Genomic DNA, 19,534 nt, shown 5'->3' on the forward strand with positions numbered 1-19,534 from the left:
CGCCTTTGCTTTGGTCAGATCTCAGACGCCAGGCTGCTGTTCGGAGCTTCCCGCCGCCTGAGACTCCTCGGAGGTATCGGCGTTCAGCCAGCCCTCGTGAATGTGATCCGCGCGAACGGCGTAGCCGAGAATCGTGGACACGTCCCTCTCGAATACCACCCGCACAGCGTCCGGCAGCGAACGCAGAAAAATCCCGGCCACCAAGCCCAGATACGCCGCTGCTGCCAACAGCGGCTGGGGGCGACGCGGGAGCGGCTGAAACTCGGGCATGAATCCGCCGTCTACCTCCCGCAGGTGGTTACGGATCAGGTCGAACCATCCACCGTGCAGTGCGTCCGATCCGACGCGGTACGAGGGGTAAGAGGTAGGTCCGAACGCCAGCTCGATGAGCTCTTGCGCGTGTGGCCACTTGATCTGACGGCGCCCGGGTATCTCGTCGAGGTTGATACCGGCCGCACGAGCCGTGTCCTCAATCGAACGACGGAGGCGACGCTCGATCGGAAGCTCCGCGCCGCCGTCCTCGCGCTGCCGGCGTTCGATCACCTTCAGGAATTCGCGCTCCGATATCAGGCTGTTGTACAGGAACGCACGGTGGCGCTCGCCGCTCTCGTCGTCGGCGCAGAGGTACGCCAGATTCGCAAGTGTCTCTAGGAGCTGGCGGGTCAGGCCGATCTGCTGTCGCCCGTGCCCAACGCAGGCATCAGCGAGAAGGTCCAGGCTCAGCTTGCAGGACCGGACGAGCAGCCCGCAGCGTACCGCCGCATGGAGAGCCATCGGTTTCGCTGACGCCGCGTGGACGAGCGCCTCGGCTAACGCGACCGTGGACTTCAAGAGCTCCACCGCCAGGCGCATGAACGCGTTCTCGTCGTGCGCCCGCTGGAGCGCGGCCCAGTCCGGCTCGCCGTCAGCGAGCCCGCTCGACGGCCGCCACAGCGGTGTGTCCTCCTGCATCCGGCGACCGTACCGGCGGCGAGCCGCCGCCCCCGTACGAATATCGGGCCGTGCGGACGATCGTCCGGCCTCGCCAACCCGGTGACCCACTGGCGATGCCCCCGCCTGGTAACCCGTGCCCTGCGCCTCGCGAGCGGATCGGCTCGGCTGTTCATGGACATGTCCTGTTCACGGTCGGACCTGCGTGTTCATGCCCCAGGCGCCTCTCGTGCGTGCGGGCGTTCCAATTTCCGGGCGTGAGCTGCCTTCTGTAGGTGTCAGCGTCGCACCAGGGTTCGGCCTCACCACTCATGTCGCAGCCCGACTCGTCGGCCCCCTCCCAGATGCCGGTACCCACGGCGATCCTTCTGCCTCGCCCCGCGACCGATCCCGGTCCCGAGGCCTCGCTGCCGCCTCGTCCCGGTGGCTGGTCGTCCTCGACCGTCGGCGCGCTCGTCGCCGTCTACACCCGCCTCGGTGACCGCGTCGCGGTCGTCGACCCGAACCTGTCCGGCACCGTCACTCCGGTGACCGAGTTGCTCGGCCGCCGGACCGCTGTGCTCCCGATGCGCGAGTTCACCCCGTCCGCTGGGCGGCGGACCCGGCTTGTGCTGGCCCGTCTGCCCGAGCCCGGTGTTCCCGCCGGATCCGCGCTCGGCGAGTGGATGCACCGGGTCGCTCGGTCGCTGACCGAGCGCGGATATCTCGCGGTCACCGTCGACCCGTTCGGCGCCTACCCCGCTCAGCGCGAGCGGTCCGGCGAACCGGGCCGAGCCCGCTACCGCGACCACACCACGAGCGTGATCGCCGCCGCCCGTGCGGCCGGTCTGCGCTATCAGCAGCACCTTATCGCCCTGCACACCACAGTCCTCGAACCCGACACGCGCGAGCGGTCGGGGCCTGGCGCGCCGGACGCATCGGACTCCGGGGGCCGGCGGGCGCCGGTCCACGAGCGGCTGCACACGGACATCTTCGTGTTCGCCGCCCACGTCGCGGCGATCCCGGCCCGGCCCCAGACCACTGCCCATCGGCAGGAGATGCGGCATGGCTGAGCGACTCCCATCGGTGTGGCTGACCGGTCAGCAGCAATCCCGCGCCCAGCGGCGGGGCCGGTACCTGCCGGAGTCGATGGCGCACCCGGGCAAGATGCTGCCCGCCATCGCCGCCCGCGCCATCGCCACCTACACCGAACCCGGCGACCTCGTCTGCGATCCGATGTGCGGCATCGGCACCACCCTCGTGGAAGCCGCGCACCTCGGCCGGTACGGCGTCGGGGTCGAGTTCGAGCAGCGGTGGGCCGAACTAGCCGCCGCGAATCTCGCCCTCGCTAGCGCCCAGGGCGCCCCGGGCAGCGGCCAAGTGTGGTGCGCGGATGCCCGAGACCTGCCCGCGCCGCTGCCCGACAGCCACCTCGGCCAAGTCAGCCTCGTGCTGACCTCGCCGCCGTACGGGCCGTCCACCCACGGGCACGCCCGCTCGCCGGGTCCGCGGCGCGGCAAGGTCGGCAAGATCAACAACCGATACGCCACCACCCCTGGCCAGCGCAGCAACCTCGCCGACCGAACACCCGACGAGCTCGCCGAGGGGTTCACCCGGATTCTCACCGGCGCGCGGGCGCTGCTGCGGCCCGGCGGGCACGCCGTCATCACCGCCCGCCCCTACCGGCACGCAGGGGAACTCGTCGACATCCCCGGCATGGTCATCACCGCCGGACAACAGGCAGGCCTGGAACTCGTCGACCGCTGCGTCGCCCTCATCGCCGGCCTGCGCGACGGAGTGCTGATCACCCGAGGCTCGTTCTTCCAGCTACACAATATCCGGCAAGCCCACGCCGCCGGCGACCTGCATTGGCTCATCGGACACGAAGACGCCATCGTGCTGCGCAACTCGCGCGTCGACATAAACGCGCCAGCGCTCACCTCGACGGTTGCCGCCCCACTACCGGGCCTTGAGGTGCGGCGCGCGGCCTGAGAGCCGCTGCCGAGCGGTCGCCCGCCGGCCGCCTTGAGACCTTCCGCCCGGCGCGCGTCCATGCCTACTGGCCCACCCCACGACCCGGCCCGCGCCCAACCCGTGCGCGGCCCGGCCGTTTCCGGCCGATCGCCCTATCAACGCTGGTCAGATGCCCTGTCCCGACGGGCGCTGACCCGCTGCCGTCCCTCTGGAGGCACCGATGAACGCGAGTCATCCGGCGCGCCCGCGCCGCTACCTGACCGTCGACGAGGTGTGCGAAGAACTCGCCGTCCCCCGCTCGACCTTCTACCAGTGGCGCGCCACCCGCAAAGCACCACCCTGCATCAAGCTCCCCAACGGGGCCCTGCGGATCCGCCGGGCCGACCTGGACCGCTGGCTCGACGCGCACGAGGGGACCGCCGCGTGAGCGCCACCACCTACGACGTGCGGATCTGGAAAACCGACATCTACCGAGGGAAACGCAAAACCACGTACTACGTGCGGTGGTCGGTGGCAGGCCAGCCGAAAAAGGAACCATTCAGCTCCGCAGCCCTCGCCGAGAGCTACCGCTCCGACCTGGTTGCGGCTGCCCGCAAAGGCGAAGCGTTCCACATCGCCTCCGGCCTGCCCGTCTCCATGCGCCGCGCCGAACACGACATGCCCTGGTACACCTTCGCCTGCTCCTACGCCGACGACGCCTGGCCCCGCGTCGCCGCCACCACCCGACGCACCCACGCCGAAGCCCTCACCGCCATCACCCTCGCCCTCCTCACCACCACCCGCGGCAAACCCGACGGCCCGCTCCTGCGCCGCGCGCTGTGCCGGTGGGGCTTCAACACCACCCGCCGAGGCGCCCCCGACACTCCCAACGACGTCCGTGCCGCGCTGCGATGGGTTACCGACCACACCCGTCCGGTCTCCGCGCTCGCCGAGCCCCCGATCCTGCGTGCGGTCCTCAGCAGCTTCACCAACCGCCTGGACGGGAAACCCGCCGCGCCCAGCGTCATCAACCGCAAAAAGATCGTGCTCGGCGGCGCCCTCGGCTACGCCGTCGAACACGAAATCCTCACCACTAACCCGCTACCCGCGTTGAAGTGGCGCAGCCCTCGGCCCGCGCACACCGTCGACAAACGCGCCGTCGTCAACCCCGTCCAAGCCCGCACCCTGCTCCGCGCCGTCGCCGCCCAGCCCGGCAGCGGCCCCCGCCTGCTGGGCTACTTCGCCACCCTCTACTACGCCGGCCTCCGCCCCGAAGAAGCGGCCGCACTCACCACCACCAACCTCGCGCTCCCCATCACCGGCTGGGGAGAACTTCACCTCACCGACGCCCGACCCCACGCAGGAAACGAATGGACCGACCACCACGGCGACCGCGATCAGCGGCACCTCAAACACCGCGCCGTCCGCGAAAGCCGCACCGTCCCCTGCCCACCCGAACTGAACCGCATCCTCCGAGACCACCTCGACCAATTCGGCACCGGCGACAACGGGCACCTCTTCGTTGGCGCCCGCAACCCCCGCGAGCTCCCCAAAATCACCGCCGCCCGAATATGGACCGCAGCCCGCGCCGAAGCGTTCACTCCCGAAGCTGCCGCCGGACCCCTCGCCCGACGTCCCTACGATCTCCGCCACGCCGCCGTCTCCACCTGGCTCAACGCCGGAATCGGGCCCGCCCAAGTCGCCGCCTGGGCCGGACACTCCGTCGACGTCCTCCTCCGCACCTACGCCCACTGCCTCGACGGAGCCGCCACCGTCCACCAGCAACGCCTCAACACCGCCCTCGGCCACCCCGAGACCACATCTCCGTCCGCCCCGCCGGGCTGATACCGCCGACCAGTAGTTCCGCACGCATCCCCGTCCGGGTCACCCGCGGCGGGGATGCGTGCTCTCCGAGTGCCTGCCTCCGTGGCCCGGCGCACTGCGGACCGGGCGAGTCGAGTCACTGTCGGCGCCTCTGCACCCAGGCCTACGGCACCGTCCGGGTCCGCGCCCCGCGTCGCCCCGGGGGCGTTCCCGTATCTGGGCGGGTCATGACGACTCACCCAGACCGCTCAGGCGGTCTGACCGACCATCCGACCGAGTCAAACCGAACTCGGGGCAGTCCCGGACGACGCTCGCAGCCCTCAGACGGTTCAGCCGTTTCCAGCCCTAGAGGCGCCCCTGACGGGAACGCCCTTATTGGCTGCATCGAGTTTACGGTCGCCGACCGCGAGCTATTGACTCGCGGTCTCGCAAAGTTGTGAGGCCAGTGCTAGGCGTTGACTACTGCGTCGCTCCGCCAGCTCACGCACAATCATCACGACCAGTTCGTTCCTCATTCCGATAGCGAGGATCGTCTCGTAGACGGCTAGCGAGTCAGCGGGCACCGGTGGGTGGATGGTGAGTATGAGGCGTCGAGTGGCGAGATTCCTCACTCGCACTGTGACTGGCTGCCGGTGACCGCGTGCGGGCGCCCGTCAAGGAACCGTGCACGCCACCGCCACCGGCACCACCGCCCGGCATGAGCCAGGCGAATAGGATCCGCGCTAACGGGGCGACTCGCTTAGCGGATGACCGCACTGGCTCGATGATCGCGTCCGCATGCTCGCCACCCGGTTCAGGTAATGACCGCTGAGCATCTGTCGCGAGCTTGCCCTCAGCGCATACTTACCCGCGTTCTTCGTACGGAGTGAGCTGGAACCAGTAGAAGCCGTGAGCGGGCAGCATCAGAAGGTACGGGAGTTCGCCGATCGGCGGAAAGTGCACCCGTCCGGTGAGCTCTACCGGCGTGCAGCCCCGGAACCGGCCGAGGTCTAGTTCCACCGGCGCGTAGGCCCTAGAGACGTTCTGCACGCAAAGCACGATGTCATGGTCGCCGTCTGCCCCGACGTACTCGCGCACATACGTGAGCACCGTCGGGTTAGAGCCGCCGAGGTCGGTGAACGTTCCTACGGCGAGGGCTAGGTGCTGCTTGCGGATCTCGATCATCCGGCGGGTCCAGTGCAGCAGCGACGCGCTGGCGCCGAGCTGCGCCTCGACGTTGGTGACCTGGTAGCCGTAGATCGGGTCCATGATCACCGGCAGGTAGATCCGGCCCGGGTCGCAGACCGAGAAGCCCGCGTTGCGGTCCGGAGCCCACTGCATCGGCGTCCGGAGCCCGTCCCGGTCGTCTAGTGCTGAATTGTCGCCCATCCCGATCTCGTCGCCGTAGTACAGCACCGGCGAACCGGGCAGCGAGAGCAGCATCGCGGTGAACAGCTCGATCTGGTTGCGGTCGTTGTCCAGCAGCGGGGCCAGCCGGCGGCGGATGCCGACGTTGGCTCGCATCCGCGGGTCCTTGGCGTACTCCGTGTACATGTAGTCGCGCTCTTCGTCGGTCACCATCTCGAGCGTCAGCTCGTCGTGGTTACGCAGGAAGATGCCCCACTGCGCGCCCTCGGGGATCTCCGGCGTCTGGGCCAGGATCTCCGAGATCGGGAACCGCGACTGGCGGCGCACCGCCATGAAGATGCGCGGCATCAGCGGGAAGTGGAACGCCATGTGGCACTCGTCGCCACCGACGGACGGGTCACCGAAGTACTCGACGACGTCGGCCGGCCACTGGTTGGCCTCGGCCAGCAGCACCCGGCCGGGGTACTCGTCCTCGACGGTCTTCCGGCAGCGCTTCAGGAACTCGTGCGTGCGCGGCAGGTTCTCGCAGTTCGTGCCCTCCTCCTCGAAGAGGTAGGGCACGGCGTCCAGGCGGAAACCGTCGATGCCGAGGTCCAGCCAGAACCGCAGGACGTCGAGCATGGCCTCCTGGACGGCCTCGTTCTCGAAGTTCAGGTCGGGCTGGTGGCTGAAGAACCGGTGCCAGTAGAACTGCCCGCGGACCGGGTCGTAGGTCCAGTTCGACGACTCGGTGTCGATGAAGATGATGCGGGCGTCGGCGTACTTCGAGTCGTCGTCGCTCCACACGTAGAAGTCGCCGTACGGACCCTCCGGGTCCCGCCGGGACTCCTGGAACCACAGGTGCTGGTCGGAGGTGTGGTTCATGACCAGGCCAGTGATCACCCGGATCCCCCGCTTGTGCGTTTCGTCCAGCAGCGTCACGAAGTTCTCGACCGCGCCGAACTCCGGCAGCACGGCCTTGAAGTCGCTGATGTCGTTCCCGCCGTCGCGCAGCGGCGAGTCGTAGAACGGCGGCAACCAGATGCAGTCGACGCCCAGCCACGAGAGGTAGTCCAGCTTGGCCGTCAGACCGTCCAGATCGCCGGTGCCATCACCGGACGAGTCGTAGAACGCGCGCACGAGGACCTCGTAGAAGACCGCACGCTTGTACCACTCGGGATCGAGCGGTAACTGCCGCGCGTGCTTGAAGCTCTCGGACTGAGGCTCGACGAGATGCCCGTCAGAAGTGTGCAGATGCGCCGCAGCGGTCTCGACGGATCGATCCGGCGTGTGCGCCCGCAATCTCGGCGGATGCGGCAGAGAGATGGTCACGATGCTCCCAGCGTTGCGTCAACCGCGCTTTTCGTGCGGGGTGAGTTGAAACCAGTAGAAGCCGTGGCCGGGGAGAGTCAGCAGGTACGGCAATTCGCCGATCGGCGGCGCGTGGACCTGACTTGATAACTCAATAGGTGTGCAGCCCCGGAACCGCCCTAGGTCGAGTTCCACCGGCTGCGGAAACCGCGATAGATTATGAACGCATAGCACTATATCGTGTTCCCCGTCGGCGTCGACGTATTCACGAATATAGGCGAGCACTGTCGGGTTCGATCCGCCGAGGTCGGTGAACGTCCCGAGGGGGAACGCCTGGTGCTGCTGCCGGATCTCGATCATCCGGCGGGTCCAGTGCAGCAGCGACGCGCTGGCGCCGAGCTGCGCCTCGACGTTGGTGACCTGGTAGCCGTAGATCGGGTCCATGATCACCGGCAGGTAGATCCGGCCCGGGTCGCAGACCGAGAAGCCCGCGTTGCGGTCCGGAGCCCACTGCATCGGCGTCCGGAGCCCGTCCCGGTCGTCTAGTGCTGAATTGTCGCCCATCCCGATCTCGTCGCCGTAGTACAGCACCGGCGAACCGGGCAGCGAGAGCAGCATCGCGGTGAACAGCTCGATCTGGTTGCGGTCGTTGTCCAGCAGCGGGGCCAGCCGGCGGCGGATGCCGACGTTGGCTCGCATCCGCGGGTCCTTGGCGTACTCCGTGTACATGTAGTCGCGCTCTTCGTCGGTCACCATCTCGAGCGTCAGCTCGTCGTGGTTACGCAGGAAGATGCCCCACTGCGCGCCCTCGGGGATCTCCGGCGTCTGGGCCAGGATCTCCGAGATCGGGAACCGCGACTGGCGGCGCACCGCCATGAAGATGCGCGGCATCAGCGGGAAGTGGAACGCCACATGGCACTCGCCATGGGATACGGAACCGCCGGCGCGCGCCGGTGGTGAGGTACCGCGGAGACGGGGCGGATGCGGAAGTGCGATGGTCGAGGCACGGCCAAAATACTCGACCGCATCCGCTGGCCACTGGTTCGCACCCGTCATCAGGATCCGCCCGGGATACTCCTCGTCGACTACCCGCCGGTAGCGCTTCACGAAGTCGTGCGACCGCGGGAGGTTCTCGCAGTTCGTGCCCTCCTCCTCGAAGAGGAACGGCACGCCGTCCAGCCGCAGTCCGTCGATCCCGAGGTCCAGCCAGAACCGCAGGACGTCGACCATCGCCTCCTGAACAGCCTCATTCTCGAAGTTCAAGTCTGGCTCATAGCTAAAGTATCTGTGCCAGTAAAACTGCTCGCGCACCGGGTCATACGTCCAGTTCGACGACTCTGTATCGACGAGGAGAACGCGAGCGTCGGCGTACTTCGAGTCATCATCGCTCCACACGTAGTAGTCGCCGTACGGACCCTCCGGGTCCCGGCGCGACTCCTGAAACCACGGGTGCTGATCAGAGGTGTGGTTCAACGGCAGGTCAAGCACAATTCGAATTCCCCGCCGGTGCGCCTCACCCAGTAGCTCGACGAGGTCCCTCATCGTCCCGTAGAGCGGCTGCACCGCACGGAAATCAGTGACGTCATACCCTCCGTCTCGCATCGGCGAGTCGAACACCGACCCAACGAGTAGACAATCAGCACCCAGCCACGAGACGTAATCTAGCTTCGAAATCAATCCGGCGATGTCGCCGGTACCGTCGCCGGACGTGTCAGCGAAGGCCCTCACTGGAACCTCGTAGAATACGGCCCGCTTATGCCAGTCCGTCGGTGGACGCGACTCTTCCGCCAGGTCTTCCCTCTTTGGATGCACGTCGAAGACATCGCCAAGCGCGGTCAGCACGCGGATGCCGTCTCGCCCAATGGTCCCGTCGGCGGTATGACTGACGAACAGGTTCCGCCCGGGTGACAGACGCACGTCGACAGACTGGCCGCCGTACTCGATCGTCAGCACGACTGGCCACGTCTCAGGAACCTCGATCGTGAGACCCGACGACGCCGGCGGCCGACTCAGTTCGACGGAATTGGCAAAGAGCGTGACACCGACTGGAAGAGGAGCGAACGTGCGTCGCGCGATGGTAACGAGGACCGCATCGGCGGCCGCGTCGGGATGCGGGCGTAGAATGTGCTCGCCTGCGGACAGCCGTAGCAGGTCGACAATTATTCGACCTGCCGAGCCACTGAACAACAAGGGGCCGAATCGACTATACGCGTCACGGCACCAGTCCAAGAAGAAGCGAACGCCCGCCGGAACGCCGTCCGCGAGATCGCTCAGTATTCCTAGCCACAGACGGTCTGCTTCTCGGATGGCTTCTTGAGGGCTACGGGTGAGCGATAAGCGGGTAAGTTGGTCGCCGAGTCGAATCGGTCTCGGCGCAGTGGCGTGCGCTGTCGCTACTAACTCGAAAGCCCGCTCGCGCCATGTCCGGGTTAGCAGGTTCGCGTTGAGGTCTGCGATTAATCCCGGCATAAGCGTCATAGCGCCGGGCGCTCTGGTGGATACCAGATCACTGAACCAGAAGGCGGTCTCTACCTCCGGCGGGTAATCGGGAAAAAGGCTCAACCGCACCTGGCGGATAAGGTGACCGTCGACGAAAGTAGTAATAGAGAGAACCTCGCCCAAGTGTAGCACGCGTTCGTCGAGGTCCAACTCCGATAGCTCATCCACGGGATACCCGGCCGACGAGTCCCGGCGAGGTAGGTCGATCCCACGGTATTACGGCGAACGCTTTCCGCACCAAGTCAGGCACTAGTCCGAGACTGCACGGCACGACTGCAACCGGCCGAAGCCCAGACGCCGCAAAAGAGCTTCGCGCGAAGTCGATCCAGTAGACCGTGGTGAAGCCCTGCTTCACGAGGTGCCGTGTCATGCCCAGATCTGAGACGACTATCAAGGACTCCCCCAGAGACGCAATAGCCGGCGACCAGCGTGCGCCTCCTTCCGCGCTCACCTGTTGGGGTGCATTTCGCAAACGCTCAACCGCCACCATCGGCTTCCCGAGGACGCGCTGCAGGGCCGCGGCAAACAGCGCTTGATCCTCGGTGAAGGGAAGCATAGATTGTGCAGTATCGATGAGTACGCGCACTCGCGGGTTCACATCAATTCGCGTGGTTGCTGGCAGGGCCGCTATAGCCTTGCCGGTCGCGAGCGCCTCGACCAACGACTCGACACTCGGTTCATCGGTGAAAGTCTCGATCGTGGCAAGTTCTTTGATAATCTCGCGCTGCCATGAGGGACGGAATAGTGTATCGATGTTTCTGGCCGAGCTCACCAAAGGTGGGACCGGTGGCAACCGGACCCCATCCTCCAATTTGTCTCGTAACTCTTTTTCAACCATCAGCCGCGGCTCGTAGCGGGTCAACGATGCCGGGATTCCCGCCTCTTGCGGACTCTTTCCAGCGGCTGATGCAGAGACATCGAGCGGAGGAATTCTCGTGTCTGGCGCGGTCGCTCCTTCCGATGCGTCAATGCGTCGATCCTGAACGATGTAGGGGCGCTCGACGGAGATAGACTCCGGATTGGGTACGGTCGGCGCGACGTCGTAGCCGAAAAGGCGTGCCATCGCGCGGTAGGTCTCGTCGTCCCGGGGACTGAGCAGGGAGAGTCCTCGCGCAAACGCACCTAGATCGGTCATAAGATCACACCTGCACCGAATCATACTTCGCGAGTATCGCTTTGCTTAGAAATCTCCATGCCGGAGTTTCAGGCCGGATATCGAGTTCGATCGAGGCCCGTATGGCGTCGAGAAACTCCCCTGTGCTCGGCAAGTCTGATAGGGGTGCGCCCGGTTCTAGGTAGCGATTCCCGATCGCGCTGGCTACGTCTTCGAAAGCTGCGGCCGTCGCCTTACCGAACCGGGCGGCGGCGACTCCCATCAAATGATTTTTGGTGGGCGGTTTTAAAGTAACTACCACACAGCGTCTCAAGAACGGCCGGGAAAGCTCGCGGTCGTTGTTGCTGGTTATAATGATGAGTGGGGCTTTGCCAGAAGCGGATGACACGTCGTTTCCTTGCGGGCCCCTGAACGAAAGACTCCCCAGGGGTCCCAACAGGCCGTTTGGGAGATCAGGACTCGCTTTGTCGATTTCGTCCAGCAAAACGACAGCCGGTACAGGATTCTGCGGATTTGCTTGACTGGCCAGCGCCTCCCAGAGCACGCCGTGGACGACGTACTCTTCCTCCTTCAGCAGCCGTTGCGTCTGCGCGTCAGCCAAGCGTTTGATTGAGTCGAATTTCCACAGGAGTTCGGAGAAGTCGGTGCGCGATGTCATCACTTGCGAAAACAGAGGGGCCTGCAGTTCGCGAGCGATGTTCGGTGCGAGCGCCGACTTGCCCGAGCCGGCAGGTCCGTAGACGAGCAGGGGCCTGCCGGACGCGATCGCTAAGTTGACTGCAAGGATGACGTCCTCGTCATCGAAGACGTACATCTTGTCGTCCGCTGGCTCGGACCCCTCGTTCGCGTGAACTCCGGCGACCACCGGTGGATCGAAGATTCGATTGTAGGTGTAGCGCATCTTCATCAAGTCGCTCCGTGATCGGAGCGAACGTCAGTCATTGCCGCGCTTCGCAGACGCAGCCAGCTTCCGGATAGCAACAACTACCGACTCCTTCTCGAGGTCAATCGGCGGATCAAGAGTCACCCACCATTTCGCCACAGCACCTGGGTATGCCGGACTAGGAGTATTGACGAAAGCAAGCGCAAGATTGGGAAACGCGAGCCGTACAGCATCGATGGCCGATTTGTCAGCAGGCGGCCTGCCGCTGAATACGATGATGCACGGTCTTTGACCGAGGACAGTGTTCACCGTTCGATCCGCCCTTGGATCGGTCTCGCTGACATCGAAGTGGCGCCGAAGGGGAACACGACAGGCGTTGGCGTAGTCCAATGACCAGTCGTCACCGTGCTGAACAACTGCTTCCAACACGGTCCACCGCGCTGGATGCGCCGGGAAGGCACGCCTTCCGAGCATTTCGCAAGTCATCGCGGCGTAGTAGCCGTTGACTTCGATCATTTTGGCTGGCGAAGTGATGCCGAGGCGGAAGCTGGCGCCCTGCGCCTCCTCTAGCCAGGTGAAGGGAACCACGAGCTCGAAGACTTGATGCGCCACGGACGGGTGCAACCCTGACAAGTGACTAGTGACCGCGTCGAGTTTTAGAACGTCACGCAGATCAAGCAGCGCGGTGGCCAGCGATTCGGCTGCATCGGTCGGGCTCCAGACGTGCGCCTTCAGCCCAAGGACCGCGAGGGCGGCCGTGAGCTCCTCCAATTGTAACGAGCGGAGAGTACTGTCGAGCGTTAGATAAATGGATTCTTTTCTAAGGTCGCGCGAAGCACGGCTCATCAACGGCTGCAGTCGAGTCATCGCGAAGTCGTGAGCCTCTGACAGTTCGGTGCAGCTACCCAGCCAGGGAATCCTCGTAATGTTCCAATGCTCGCCTCGTAGATCGTCGGGCTTGGCCCCGTCAACGTAAAGGACTATCAGGGGCAACTGCCCCGTCACCATCCCCTTGCGACGGTTAGCGAGGACGCTGGTCTCATGCTTCACCCAGGCGGATCCCACCACGTCCGGCGACACGACGAGGATCGCACCGCTGCAGTCTCGTAACTCCCGGTCGACGCGATCGGGAAAGTCCTCACTCGATTGGGAGGCCTGTTCGTGTGCATCCAGGTAGACCTGCAGGGCGGAGGCGCGGAGAGAGTCGTACAAGCGAGACACCATCAGTTTCGCTTCGTCGCTGAGCGAGCCGTGGCTAATGAAGATGGAGAGCGTCACCGCAGGCGCCGATCACCGCAGCACCGCAGCACCGCACCGTTCACTCGATCTCCGCGATAACCAACTCTGGGTTGTGTCCCCCGCACGTGCTCCTCCGCTCGCGATGACCGCACTATACGGCGACCATCGCCTGAGAGAGGGAGATCCGACGATAGCTTTCGCGGGCCGCTCGGGACCCGAAGGCCATAGGTTCCTCCGGCACGCCCGTAGAAGACCAGCCAGCACTGCTTAGCCGAAGGTGACTTTGCTAGCGCTGCACCAGGCTGGCCGACAGTGGTCGCCACGAACTGGACGCCGGCCACCTGCCCGCGCCTGCTTCGTGCCAGTGAGACACTGGACGCATGGCCCCCCGCGACCTCGTCCATAGGTATCTGAAGGTCGGCACTATCAGCATCGACGCCGTCCGACCCCGCCTCTGGTCGCAGTCAGTAGATGCGACCCACTACAGCGGGTCGGGCGAGAAGTACCAAATGGCCATCCTGGAGCAGTACAGGATTTATACTGAAATGGCGGATCGGACCAGCGCTCGTCGAGGTCTCACGAACACCTTCTTCCTTACGCTGAACACTCTCGTCTTCGCCATGATCGGGACTTTCTGGCAGCATCGACCAACCGGGGCTGCGTGGTATCTCGTCTTCCCGCTTTGCGCGCTGCTCGTTCAGTGCGCGGCGTGGTTCTGGCTGGTGAGGTCCTATCGGCAGTTGAACGCTGCAAAGTATGTCGTCATAGGTGTGCTCGAGGAGCGGCTCCCCGCCTCTCCATATTGGCAGGCAGAGTGGAAAGCGCTCGGCGAGGGCAAGGACACCGCCCTCTACTGGCCGTTCACCCATCTGGAGCAGTGGATACCGGCTTCGTTCGCCCTCATTTACTCAAGCGCGTTCACCGTTGCGTTGGTGGCGTAGTGGCCATGGTCGAAACGTGACGCTCATCGGGTCTCGACAGTACGGCCACGCTCCATCAGCGATCAGACCCCTCTGCCTCGGAGTGGAACAGCGGCCGACGCTGTGCTAGCGCCTGTTTCATAAGCGTTCAGAGCCATAGTCCGATCGCGGCGACGTGGACGGTGGCGAGGTAGCGGACGGCGAGTTTGTCGTATCTGGTGGCGACCGCGCGGCGTTGTTTGAGCAGGTTGATGCCGCACTCGACCGCGTGGCGCTGCTTGTAGACGGTCTTGTCGAAGTCCGGCGGCCGTCCACCGGCCGAGCCTCTGGCTTTGCGGTGGGCGGCCTGATCGACCTTCACCGGGATCGTGGCCTTGATCCCCCGCCGGCGCGGTATGGGGGCCCTATCGCCCCAAGTCCGGCCACCCCCGGCGCTCCACCATCGTCACCGGTCATCCGCGCCCAGATCACGCCGACGCGCCTGTCGCATGCCTGATGCGAACGACGAATCCGCTGGTCAGCGGCTACGGACGGTCAACGAACGATACCCCGCTCCTAAAGCGGGTGTCGGCAGTTCGAATCTGCCCGAGGGCACAACGTTCGATCAGCGCGAGAGTCGACTGACCAGCGGCTGAGTTACCTCTCTGTTCTGGACCCGCATCGCCTCGAAGGCGAGGCCGACTCGATACGACCGGCGGCTTCCGCCGTTCGCCGGCCAGGATCGGCTCAGCGCTGCGACCAGGTTGGCCCCAGCTGGCGGTGTCGGTGGCCCCGGGTTGGGGTTCGGGAGCCGCGATGAGCTCCGGCGACGGCGAGCGCGCCCGCTGGCGAGCAGCGGAGCGGCGATGCCGACGCCGTAGCGCTACCTTCGGCCTGCGCGCAAGGATCGGGGACCCCGCTGGCCGGGCTCCGGACTGGTCGGTCATGCGGGCAGGGTGGGACCGGCCGCACGAGCGACGCGCACTTCGGCCACCCCGGCAGGCGTTCGGCATGGGATTCGGGGATCGTGGGGGGTGCCCGGTAGCCTGGCGCGGTGCGCTGGCTGGCTTTCGGCACTTACGACGTGCAACGGCACCCCCGGGTCGCCGTGCTCCTCGACGGGCTGCGTGAGTCCGGGGAAGAGGTCGTCGAGGTCAACGATCCGTTGCCGCTCGACACGGCGGGCCGGGTGCAGATGTTGCGCCAGCCCTGGCGTCTGCCGATCTTGGCCTGGCAGCTCGGTCGGTGCTGGTCGCGCCTGATCAGCGGGGCGCGCAAGGCCCGCAGGTCCGGCGACGTCGACGCGGTGCTCGTCGGCTATCTGGGGCATTTCGACGTGCGCCTGGCCCGGTTCCTGTTCCGCAAGACGCCGATCGTCCTCGACCACCTCGTCTCCGCCGCCGGCACCGCTACCGACCGCGGCCTGGCCGGCTCCGGCGGGTTCAAGCAGAAACTGCTCCGCTGGATCGACCGCAAGGCCCTCGGCAGCGCCGACGTCGTCCTGGTGGACACGCCCGAACACTTGGACGCCCTGCCGGCCGACGTTCAGCCGCGCGCGGTCGTCACCCCGGTCGGAGCGACGAAGCCGTGGTTCGAGCAGTACCGGGCCGAGGCGTCCACACCGGAGCAGCTCCGCGTGGTCTTCGTCGGGCTGTTCACCCCGCTGCACGGCACGGCCTACCTCGGGGACGCGCTGGCCGAGCTCGCCGACGATCCACGGATCGTCGTGACGATGGTGGGCAAGGGCCAGGACCACGCCGACTGCAAGGAACGGGCGGCGGCCAACCCGAACGTCACCTGGGTCGACTGGGTGCGCGGCGAGGAACTCCCGGCGTTCGTCGCCGGGCACGACGTCAGCCTCGGCATTTTCGGGACCACCGCGAAGGCGCAGAACGTGGTGCCGACGAAGGTGTACCAGGGTGCGGCCGCAGGCTGCGCGGTGCTGACGTCGGACACCCCGCCGCAGCGGGCGATGCTCGGTGACACCGCGGTGTTCGTCCCGCCGGGCGACGCGTCGGCGCTGGCCGCCGCGCTGCGGACGCTCGCCGACGACCGGGATCTGCTCGAGCGTCACCGTCGGCAGGCGCACGAGCGGGCACTCGAACACTTCACCGCGGTCGGCGTCGTCGCCGGCCTGCTCGACCGGGTGCGGCAGCCGGCGCCCGCCCGATGACACTCGAGACGGAGAAAGCGACCTCATGACTGCTCAGAGCGTGGCCGACGCGGTCACCCCGCCGCTGGCCCCCGGTGCCAACCTGCGCTGGTCGGTGGTGCGTCCGACGGTCGCGCGGCTGAAGCCCGCCACGATCCTCGAGCTCGGGTGCGGCGGCGGTGGTTTCGGGGCTCGGCTCGCCACGATGACGCCGCGCTACATCGCCGCCGAGCCCGACCCGGTGTCGTACGCGCTGGCCAGCTCGCGGATCACGCCGGTCGGCGGCACGGTCATCAACGGTGACCACACCCAGTTGCCGGCGGGGGAGACCTACGACCTGGTCTGCGCGTTCGAGGTGCTCGAGCACATCGAGGACGACCGGGGAGCGCTCGCCGGATGGGCGCCGCTGGTGAAGCCGGGCGGCAACATCCTGCTCTCCACGCCGGCCGGGCCGGAGCGGATGGGCGCCTGGGACGAGGCGGTCGGTCATTTCCGTCGTTACTCGGCCGCGCAGATGACCGAGTTGCTCACCGAGGCCGGATTCGTCGACGTGCAGGTGCGTCTGTACGGCTGGCCGCTCGGTTACATCCTGGAAGGCGCCCGGAACCGAATCGCGAACCGTCGCCAGGGCAAGGCGGTCACGGAGGGCGCGGAGGAGAGCATCGAGGAGCGCACCGCGAGTTCCGGACGGCAGCTGCAGCCGAAGGGGGCGCTGGCCGGCAACGTGGTGAAGCTCGGCACCGCGCCCTTCATCTTCGTGCAGCGCCTGGCCCCCACCCGGGGCACCGCGCTGGTAGCGGTGGGCCGCCGCCCGGCCTGACGTGAGAAAAGGGTGCCGTCCCACTGGGACGGCACCCTTTTTCGTCGGGATCAGGCGGGTGTATTGGCGAGTTCGTCGGCCGGTGGCGGCGCCACCTTCCGCGCGGTGACCAGGTACTGGCCACCAGCCAGGCCGACGTCGACCGCGGCGAGGATCACCCGCGAGACGAGCGCGACCAGCAGGGCCTGATCCACCGTGACGACCGCGGAGAACGCGGCGACGAGCGCGATGTCCCGGACGCCCGCGCCGGCCGGCACCGGAATGGCGAGCATTCCCAGCGAGTACGCCAACGAGTAGCCGCCGATCGCGACCGCGAGCGCACGCAGCGGCGGCGCACCGAACCCGACCAGCAGCAGCCAGGCGTGCAGCCCGAAGAAGAACCAGACCCCGGCCTGCCATGCCGCCGCGATCGTGATGCCCCGGCCGCTCGGACGCTTCGGCAGCGGCGGGCGGCGCAGGATCTTGAACGCCAGGTCGGCCAGCGGGCCGAGGATCGCCGGGTGCAGCGCCGCGAGCACGAACGGCACCGCGAGCATGCCCCACCAGTACCGTCCCAGGACGTCGGGCGCGCCCAGCGGAAGCAGCACCGCCGCGATCGGGAACCCGACGGCGACGACGAGCGCGAGCCCGAGGATGCCGACCGACAGGCTGACCCGGCGCGGCACCTTGTGCGCCCGCCCGAGCTCGATCTGCGTCGCGATCGACCACACCGAACCCGGCAGGTACTTGCCGAGCTGGCTGAGGAAGAAGATCCGCGCGGCGACCAGCACCGGCAACCGCGAGCCCAGGTCGGCCAGCAGCGACCGCCAGACGAACATCCCGCAGACCATCGCCAACACGGCGGGCACGATCGACGCGACCGCCAGCGCCGTCGAGAGCTGACGCAGCGCCCGCGAGACCTCGGGCCAGTTGTCGATCAGATACCAGGCGGCGAAGCCCAGCATCAACAGCAGGAGCGCGACCTTCACGCCGTTGAACAGCACCGCACGGGAACTGCGTGACGCCGGAGCTCCGGCATCAGCCGGGGCCGGGGGATCACCCGGCCCCGGCTGGGCGTTCGGGTCAGGCCCGGTCAATCCGCCCTCGAGCGCACGATCAGGTCGGCGAGCAGCGCCACCGAGGCGATCAGCAGGCCGGTGACGATCAGCAGCAGCGAGTTCGTCGTGATACGGAAGAAGTAGATGATGACGTCGACGATCGCCTTGGTGACGCCGACACCGAGCAGGACCAGCGCCAGCGGCATCAGGACCTTGATCGGGTTGAAGTACATCACCATCCGCAGGACCTGCAGGATGTAGCGGTAGGCGTCGCGGACGAAGTGGAACTTCGAGGTTCCGGCGCGCTTCGCGTAGTCGATCGGCAGGTAGTCGACCGTGTGCTGGTTGCTCAGGAACGAGAGCGTAATCGTCGTCACGCAGGAGAAGCCGGGGGGCAGCAGCCGCAGGTAGGGCAGGGAGACGTCGCGGCGGAACGCACGCAGGCCCGAGTTGAGGTCGGGGATCTTCGTGCCGGCGAGCGTCTCGGCGACCTTCCGGATGACCCACTTGGCCGGCACCCGCAGAACCTTGTGCGTGCCCTGCTCGGTGGTGCGCGCGCCGACGACCTGGTCGGTCTCCGGGTGGTCGATCAGGTACTGGATGAACTCGGGGATGCGCTCGTTCGGGTACGTCATGTCCGAGTCGGTCCAGACGACGATGCGCCCGTAGGCCTCGGCGCTACCGATGCGCCGAGCGGTGCCCGAGCCGCCGTTGCGCTGGAACGGCATCAGCCGCATGCGCGGGAACCGGGGCAGCGCCTCCTGCAGGACCTGCAACGTGTTGTCGGTCGACTTGTCGTCGATGACGAGCAGCTCGTAGCGGAAGCCGCTGGCGTCCATCGCCTTGGTGATGCGCTCGAGCTCCAGCAGGACGTGCGGGCCCTCGTTGTAACAGGGCAGCACGATCGTCGCGTCGAGCGTGTTCGGCCCATGGTCGAGCTCGTTGAGCGACGCCTGCGGGTCGGCCGGATCTCCGCCACTGATGCTGGCGTGACGGGCGTGCGGCGCGGCCTCGGGGAGAGTGGTCGTCGGGTCGGCGTTCATGGCCTCTCGCGGGGGGTTCGATGCGGCTGCCGGGCGTCACGGCTGGTCCGGCGCTGCGATGCGACTGGTCCGGGTCGGACGAGCGTCAGGTTAGTCGGAGCGTGCGACAGCTTAACCGGTCACCATGGGTCGCCAAGAAAACACGAGGTCAAACAAGCGAAAAACGACCACTCGGTGGATGTGCCGGGGTAGCGCGCCCGTTACGCGGCGTGGCTACGGCGCGACGCGGCTCGCCGGCCCCGGAGACCGGTGCCCGCACAGGTGGTGCAGTCGACCTCCTGCTCGCCGTCGGGCGCGGAGTCGAGCAGCTCGGCGAGGTCGAACCCGTCGAGCGATCCGTGCTCCGCGGCCCAGGCCGACTCGGCGTCGTCGCGCTGGGCGAACCATTCGTCCCACTGGTCGGCCCCGACCAGACCCCCGCGGCAGTGAGGGCAGGGCTCAGCCGACTGGTGCAATCTGCTGGCGGTTCGCATCTCCACCTCCGGAGGCATCGTGGCTACTTACATTGATGTAACCACTACCCTC

Annotated in this window: 16 protein-coding genes and 1 pseudogene; 7 read left to right on the top strand and 10 right to left on the bottom strand. The window is 66.6% G+C overall.

Going from position 1 to position 19,534, the window contains the following annotated elements:
• Positions 1-21 precede the first annotated feature (21 nt).
• Positions 22-951 (bottom strand): DUF5677 domain-containing protein, encoded by a 930-nt coding sequence (locus CRYAR_RS04480; protein WP_035848641.1) that lies wholly within the window; start codon positions 949-951, stop codon positions 22-24.
• A gap of 290 nt (positions 952-1,241) precedes the next feature.
• Between CRYAR_RS04480 and CRYAR_RS04485 the strand changes: the two genes are divergently transcribed.
• The 4 genes from CRYAR_RS04485 to CRYAR_RS04500 all read left to right on the top strand — a co-directional run bounded on the left by CRYAR_RS04485 (position 1,242) and on the right by CRYAR_RS04500 (position 4,707).
• Complete coding sequence (locus tag CRYAR_RS04485) at positions 1,242-1,982, top strand: hypothetical protein (RefSeq protein WP_035848643.1); 741 nt, start codon at positions 1,242-1,244, stop codon at positions 1,980-1,982.
• Positions 1,975-2,901: a TRM11 family SAM-dependent methyltransferase gene (locus CRYAR_RS04490; protein WP_084700059.1), complete on the top strand. Its 927-nt coding sequence runs from the start codon at positions 1,975-1,977 to the stop codon at positions 2,899-2,901. The genes CRYAR_RS04485 and CRYAR_RS04490 overlap by 8 nt, the downstream gene beginning before the upstream one ends.
• A gap of 202 nt (positions 2,902-3,103) precedes the next feature.
• Entirely contained in the window at positions 3,104-3,310 is a 207-nt protein-coding gene (locus CRYAR_RS04495; protein WP_035848646.1) for a helix-turn-helix transcriptional regulator, read from the top strand.
• A complete protein-coding gene (locus tag CRYAR_RS04500; protein ID WP_035848649.1) occupies positions 3,307-4,707 on the top strand; it encodes a tyrosine-type recombinase/integrase in 1,401 nt (466 codons plus the stop codon). The genes CRYAR_RS04495 and CRYAR_RS04500 overlap by 4 nt, the downstream gene beginning before the upstream one ends.
• Before the next feature lie 822 nt (positions 4,708-5,529).
• On the opposite strand, the gene treS is transcribed toward CRYAR_RS04500, so the two are convergent.
• The 5 genes from treS to CRYAR_RS04520 all read right to left on the bottom strand — a co-directional run bounded on the left by treS (position 5,530) and on the right by CRYAR_RS04520 (position 13,097).
• Entirely contained in the window at positions 5,530-7,266 is a 1,737-nt protein-coding gene (gene treS / locus CRYAR_RS04505) for a maltose alpha-D-glucosyltransferase (protein WP_035860597.1), read from the bottom strand.
• Between the two features lie 96 nt (positions 7,267-7,362).
• Positions 7,363-9,135 (bottom strand): alpha-amylase family glycosyl hydrolase, encoded by a 1,773-nt coding sequence (locus tag CRYAR_RS04510; RefSeq protein ID WP_342673850.1) that lies wholly within the window; start codon positions 9,133-9,135, stop codon positions 7,363-7,365.
• Between the two features lie 847 nt (positions 9,136-9,982).
• Positions 9,983-10,957 (bottom strand): hypothetical protein, encoded by a 975-nt coding sequence (locus CRYAR_RS46755; RefSeq protein ID WP_157017345.1) that lies wholly within the window; start codon positions 10,955-10,957, stop codon positions 9,983-9,985.
• 4 nt (positions 10,958-10,961) lie between these two features.
• On the bottom strand, positions 10,962-11,843 hold the full coding sequence (locus CRYAR_RS44930; RefSeq protein WP_157017347.1) for an AAA family ATPase: 882 nt from the start codon (positions 11,841-11,843) through the stop codon (positions 10,962-10,964).
• 27 nt (positions 11,844-11,870) lie between these two features.
• On the bottom strand, positions 11,871-13,097 hold the full coding sequence (locus CRYAR_RS04520; RefSeq protein WP_035848654.1) for a toll/interleukin-1 receptor domain-containing protein: 1,227 nt from the start codon (positions 13,095-13,097) through the stop codon (positions 11,871-11,873).
• Positions 13,098-13,438: 341 nt separating this feature from the next.
• Here CRYAR_RS04520 and CRYAR_RS04525 point away from each other — a divergent pair, with 341 nt between their 5' ends.
• A complete protein-coding gene (locus CRYAR_RS04525; RefSeq protein ID WP_211247263.1) occupies positions 13,439-13,999 on the top strand; it encodes a RipA family octameric membrane protein in 561 nt (186 codons plus the stop codon).
• Between the two features lie 127 nt (positions 14,000-14,126).
• Here CRYAR_RS04525 and CRYAR_RS04530 read toward each other — a convergent pair.
• A pseudogene (locus CRYAR_RS04530) lies at positions 14,127-14,369 on the bottom strand (IS5 family transposase); the annotation flags it as partial.
• Between the two features lie 642 nt (positions 14,370-15,011).
• Here CRYAR_RS04530 and CRYAR_RS04535 point away from each other — a divergent pair.
• The gene (locus CRYAR_RS04535; protein WP_157017349.1) at positions 15,012-16,130 is read left to right on the top strand and encodes a glycosyltransferase; all 1,119 of its coding nucleotides are present in this window, start codon (positions 15,012-15,014) and stop codon (positions 16,128-16,130) included.
• Between the two features lie 25 nt (positions 16,131-16,155).
• On the top strand, positions 16,156-16,929 hold the full coding sequence (locus CRYAR_RS04540; protein WP_035848655.1) for a class I SAM-dependent methyltransferase: 774 nt from the start codon (positions 16,156-16,158) through the stop codon (positions 16,927-16,929).
• 50 nt (positions 16,930-16,979) lie between these two features.
• Here CRYAR_RS04540 and CRYAR_RS04545 read toward each other — a convergent pair whose 3' ends face one another.
• The 3 genes from CRYAR_RS04545 to CRYAR_RS04555 all read right to left on the bottom strand — a co-directional run bounded on the left by CRYAR_RS04545 (position 16,980) and on the right by CRYAR_RS04555 (position 19,482).
• The gene (locus tag CRYAR_RS04545; RefSeq protein WP_051569736.1) at positions 16,980-17,912 is read right to left on the bottom strand and encodes a lysylphosphatidylglycerol synthase domain-containing protein; all 933 of its coding nucleotides are present in this window, start codon (positions 17,910-17,912) and stop codon (positions 16,980-16,982) included.
• A gap of 89 nt (positions 17,913-18,001) precedes the next feature.
• Complete coding sequence (locus tag CRYAR_RS04550; protein ID WP_051569737.1) at positions 18,002-19,009, bottom strand: glycosyltransferase family 2 protein; 1,008 nt, start codon at positions 19,007-19,009, stop codon at positions 18,002-18,004.
• A 200-nt stretch (positions 19,010-19,209) separates the two neighbouring features.
• Positions 19,210-19,482: a hypothetical protein gene (locus tag CRYAR_RS04555; protein ID WP_157017351.1), complete on the bottom strand. Its 273-nt coding sequence runs from the start codon at positions 19,480-19,482 to the stop codon at positions 19,210-19,212.
• Positions 19,483-19,534 lie beyond the last annotated feature (52 nt).

It is taken from the genome of Cryptosporangium arvum DSM 44712 (assembly GCF_000585375.1).
In the GTDB taxonomy this organism is placed as follows: Bacteria; Actinomycetota; Actinomycetes; order Mycobacteriales; family Cryptosporangiaceae; genus Cryptosporangium; species Cryptosporangium arvum.

Excerpts from the sequence above, each read along its gene's own strand:
- CRYAR_RS04485 (WP_035848643.1), top strand. The coding sequence starts at position 1,242 with ATGTCGCAGCCCGACTCGTCGGCCCCCTCCCAGATGCCGGTACCCACG.
- CRYAR_RS04540 (WP_035848655.1), top strand. The coding sequence starts at position 16,156 with ATGACTGCTCAGAGCGTGGCCGACGCGGTCACCCCGCCGCTGGCCCCC.
- CRYAR_RS44930 (WP_157017347.1), bottom strand. The coding sequence starts at position 11,843 with ATGAAGATGCGCTACACCTACAATCGAATCTTCGATCCACCGGTGGTC.
- CRYAR_RS04550 (WP_051569737.1), bottom strand. The coding sequence starts at position 19,009 with ATGAACGCCGACCCGACGACCACTCTCCCCGAGGCCGCGCCGCACGCC.
- CRYAR_RS04480 (WP_035848641.1), bottom strand. The coding sequence starts at position 951 with ATGCAGGAGGACACACCGCTGTGGCGGCCGTCGAGCGGGCTCGCTGAC.
- CRYAR_RS46755 (WP_157017345.1), bottom strand. The coding sequence starts at position 10,957 with ATGACCGATCTAGGTGCGTTTGCGCGAGGACTCTCCCTGCTCAGTCCC.
- CRYAR_RS04495 (WP_035848646.1), top strand. The coding sequence starts at position 3,104 with ATGAACGCGAGTCATCCGGCGCGCCCGCGCCGCTACCTGACCGTCGAC.
- CRYAR_RS04525 (WP_211247263.1), top strand. The coding sequence starts at position 13,439 with ATGGCCCCCCGCGACCTCGTCCATAGGTATCTGAAGGTCGGCACTATC.
- CRYAR_RS04490 (WP_084700059.1), top strand. The coding sequence starts at position 1,975 with ATGGCTGAGCGACTCCCATCGGTGTGGCTGACCGGTCAGCAGCAATCC.
- CRYAR_RS04555 (WP_157017351.1), bottom strand. The coding sequence starts at position 19,482 with ATGCGAACCGCCAGCAGATTGCACCAGTCGGCTGAGCCCTGCCCTCAC.